Origin of the sequence: Synechococcus sp. Cruz CV12-2-Slac-r (genome assembly GCF_024346075.1) — a bacterium.
GTDB lineage: Bacteria > Cyanobacteriota > Cyanobacteriia > PCC-6307 > Cyanobiaceae > Synechococcus_D.
In genome coordinates this window covers 1-3,311 of the sequence record NZ_JAGQEK010000170.1, presented here as the reverse complement: position 1 = coordinate 3,311, position 3,311 = coordinate 1, and the positions used below count along the sequence as shown (strand labels likewise).

Below are 3,311 nucleotides of genomic sequence, written 5' to 3'. Positions count from 1 at the left end.
GTTTGTGAACATTTCCATGTGCCATTTCAAAGTGGTGATAACGAATTGCTGAAGGCGATGGCGCGGGGCTACAGCATTGATCGCTATCGCCGCATCGTTGATCAAATTCGCAGCCGCATGCCAAATGCAGCCATCAGCGCTGATGCGATCGTTGGTTTTCCAGGTGAAAGCAACGCCCAATTCCAGCGCACCCTTTCGCTTGTGGCTGAAATTGGTTTTGATTTAGTAAATACCGCTGCCTATTCTCCGCGGCCTCATACACCAGCTGCCAATTGGCCAGATCAAGTGGAAGAGGCGGTAAAAGTAGAGCGCCTGGAGGAATTAAATCTATTGGTGAGAAAAACGGCGCTGGAGTGCAGCAATCGCTATCTGGGACGCTCCGTAGAGGTTTTAGCAGAAGCTATTAACCCCAAAGATCCGCAACAATTAATGGGCCGCACCCGCACTAATCGACTCACTTTTTTCAGCGCCAATGGCTATCAGCCTGGAAATACGGTGCCAGTAAAAATCGAAGCTGCGCGAGCCTTTTCTCTTACTGGTATACCCATGGCTGAAGCAGCACTGGTAATTTGAGGCCCCGGCAACGGTTTTGTGAATACCAGCGCAGTGAAAGCCAGCCTTGAGCCAATAGTGGTGGGGTTGATTTTTGGTGGTAATTCTGGGGAACACGCCATTTCAATAAGGTCTGCCTGCACCGTGAAGCAGGGTTTAAGTGAGGGATTAAACCCAGCGCGCTATCAATTGCGTTGTTTTTATATCGATCAACAAGGGCGCTGGTGGGGAGAATCTGTAGCGAAGGCGGTTCTTGAAAGCAAGCAGCCTGCAGACACAACCAAGTTGGCTGGCATTAACACGCGAGAGGGCTTTCAAGGTTTTCCTGAGGGAGCTTTAGAGGTGGATTGTTGGTTTCCAATGCTTCACGGCCCCAATGGTGAAGACGGCACGATTCAGGGATTATTTAGCTTGATGCAGGTGCCTTTTGTGGGCTCTGGCGTGCTGGGTTCCGCCGTGGGTATGGACAAATTGGCAATGAAAGCAGCTTTTGCGGCGGCGGGGCTACCGCAAGGGCCTTATCAAGCAGTTGCTGCAGCGGAACTAGCGCAGAAAGAGCAGCTGCTAAGCCGGTTAGAGCAAGCCCTTGGCTATCCCTGTTTTATTAAACCTGCCAACCTTGGTTCCTCGGTGGGGATTAGTAAAGCCAACAACCGCGAGGAGTTGTGGGCTGGACTAGAGCTAGCCGCCAACTACGACCAGCGAATTGTGGTGGAACAGGGGCTCAAGGTGAGGGAATTGGAATGTGCCGTGTTGGGCCGTGAGCAACTGCAAGCTTCTGTGGTGGGGGAAATTTGTTTTGACGCTGATTGGTACGACTACGACACGAAATATTCAGAAGGTCATAGCCAACCGATAATTCCAGCTCAAGTTCCAGAGCAAGTGGCGGCCCAAGCTCAAAAATTGGCGATTTCAGCGCTCCAGGCAGTGGGAGCCAGTGGCCTCAGCCGCGTTGATCTGTTTTACGAAGAAACAACAGAACGACTTTTAATAAATGAAATCAATACGTTGCCAGGTTTTACGCATTTGAGCATGTATCCCATGCTTTGGTTTGCAAGTGGGATCCCCCTGCCCGACCTAGTGCATAAATTGTTGGAGCTAGCTAGATGAATCAAGGATTGCTTTGGCTGCCACTCCTAGTTGCTTTTGTGGTTCTTGCCGCCCTTGGCTGGTTAGAGCGGCGGCGCCAAAGACTTTTTATGGAATGGGCTGCAGGGGCTGAATTATCCAAATTGGATGGCGGCGGAGCCGCCCGACTCAAAGATGGCTGCTTGGAATGGAGCAGTTTTGAAGCGGGCACTTTTAAAGCCCAAGGATCTCTACCAGTGTCGAAATTGGAATTAGTGGAACTGCTCTCCTTAGGATCCGGTGATGCACCGTTAACTGATGAAAGCCATGGCGCCTGCCGCCTCAGGTTGATAGGTAATGGCCGGGAATACGACTTACCTTTTTCAGACGCCGAAAGGGCCCGCAGGTGGATTGGCGAATTGATGAGTCGGTCGCGCTGCGAGCTCTGAAGTGGTGCTGGAAAAAAGCAATCAAAACCCCTCTGAAGGAGTGCAACGGCGCAAAGAATTAAGGCGTACTAAACGCCTTAATATCCTGGCCCAGCTATGGCGACTACTTGCTTTAGTTGCGATCAGCGGCGGCCTCAGTTGGCTCGTGATCAAGCAAGCCTGGATTTTGCGCAGCCCCAACCAGGTAACGGTGCAAGGGGCTCCAGATCTAAACCGCGAGCAGGTGTTGCGGGCAACCGGCATCACTTTCCCCCTCCCGCTTTTACAACTGGATCCAGCCCTTATCAAGCAACGAATCAGCGCTGCGTTACCGGTGGATCAAGTGCTGATGCAGCGGCAAATGCTTCCGCCCCGCCTTGTGATCACGTTGAGTGAACGGGCTGCTGTTGCAAAGGCACAACGCAACGGCATTGGCGGCGCAGAACAGGGTTTTATCGATCGCACCGGTAGATGGATTAGCCCGCGGCAACAGGCTGGGGCGATGGGGGCTGCGTTACCAAATCTCAAGGTGGTGGGCTGGCAAAGCCGTTATCAACCCAGCCTGGAGCTGCTGATTGGGCTGTTACCTAAAGAAGCGGATGTGCGGGAACTTAGGTTTGAAGCCAATGGCGATCTTTGGGTGGTGAGCAGCAAGCTGGGAGCTGTGCGCTTTGGCCCCCTCGATGAGAGGCTTGGCCGGAGAGTGCAAGTGCTTAGCCATCTATCCAAGGAGTTGAAGGGCGCACCGGGAGCTCTTGGGGCTAAGGCCTTGGATCTAAGCGACCCTGAGCATCCCGAACTGGTTATGGCGGCTCCTCTTAAACGTGATCCGAACTAGTAATAACCTGAATTTAACTGGGAAACCCACACAAAAACTAATAAAAGATGTATCCGTGGCAACCAAAATGTGTTGGTATTGAACCCTGAAGCGGTACGCCTGGAATAATGAACAGGCCACCAACAAGTAGCCGCTCAATGGAGAGCTCCATAGCTGGGCAAGGAATTGTGCCTAGTCAAAGCGCGCGGATTGAAGTGATCGGTGTTGGAGGCGGGGGCAGTAATGCCGTAAATCGCATGATCGCTTCTGATCTGCATGGCGTGGGCTTTTGGGTGCTCAATACCGATGCCCAAGCTCTGTTGAACGCATCAGCAAATCAAAGGGTGCAGCTCGGCATGAAGCTCACCCGCGGCCTTGGTGCAGGCGGCAATCCAGCGATCGGCCAGAAAGCGGCAGAGGAATCAAGGATCGAATTACAGCAAGCC

Annotated in this window: 4 protein-coding genes and 1 pseudogene; all 5 read left to right on the top strand. The window is 52.6% G+C overall.

From position 1 onward, the window contains the following. The coding region (locus tag KB557_RS10045) for a radical SAM protein (protein ID WP_255133820.1) at positions 1-573 on the top strand (573 nt) is incomplete at its 5' end. An 18-nt stretch (positions 574-591) separates the two neighbouring features. Continuing rightward, positions 592-1,662, top strand: coding sequence for a D-alanine--D-alanine ligase family protein (locus tag KB557_RS10040; RefSeq protein ID WP_399218979.1), 1,071 nt, complete (start codon positions 592-594; stop codon positions 1,660-1,662). After that, the gene (locus KB557_RS10035; protein WP_255133818.1) at positions 1,659-2,069 is read left to right on the top strand and encodes a hypothetical protein; all 411 of its coding nucleotides are present in this window, start codon (positions 1,659-1,661) and stop codon (positions 2,067-2,069) included. The genes KB557_RS10040 and KB557_RS10035 overlap by 4 nt, the downstream gene beginning before the upstream one ends. 1 nt (position 2,070) lies before the next feature. Further along, the gene (locus KB557_RS10030; RefSeq protein ID WP_255133816.1) at positions 2,071-2,886 is read left to right on the top strand and encodes an FtsQ-type POTRA domain-containing protein; all 816 of its coding nucleotides are present in this window, start codon (positions 2,071-2,073) and stop codon (positions 2,884-2,886) included. Positions 2,887-2,993: 107 nt separating this feature from the next. Beyond that, positions 2,994-3,311: pseudogene (locus KB557_RS10025) on the top strand (cell division protein FtsZ); the annotation flags it as partial.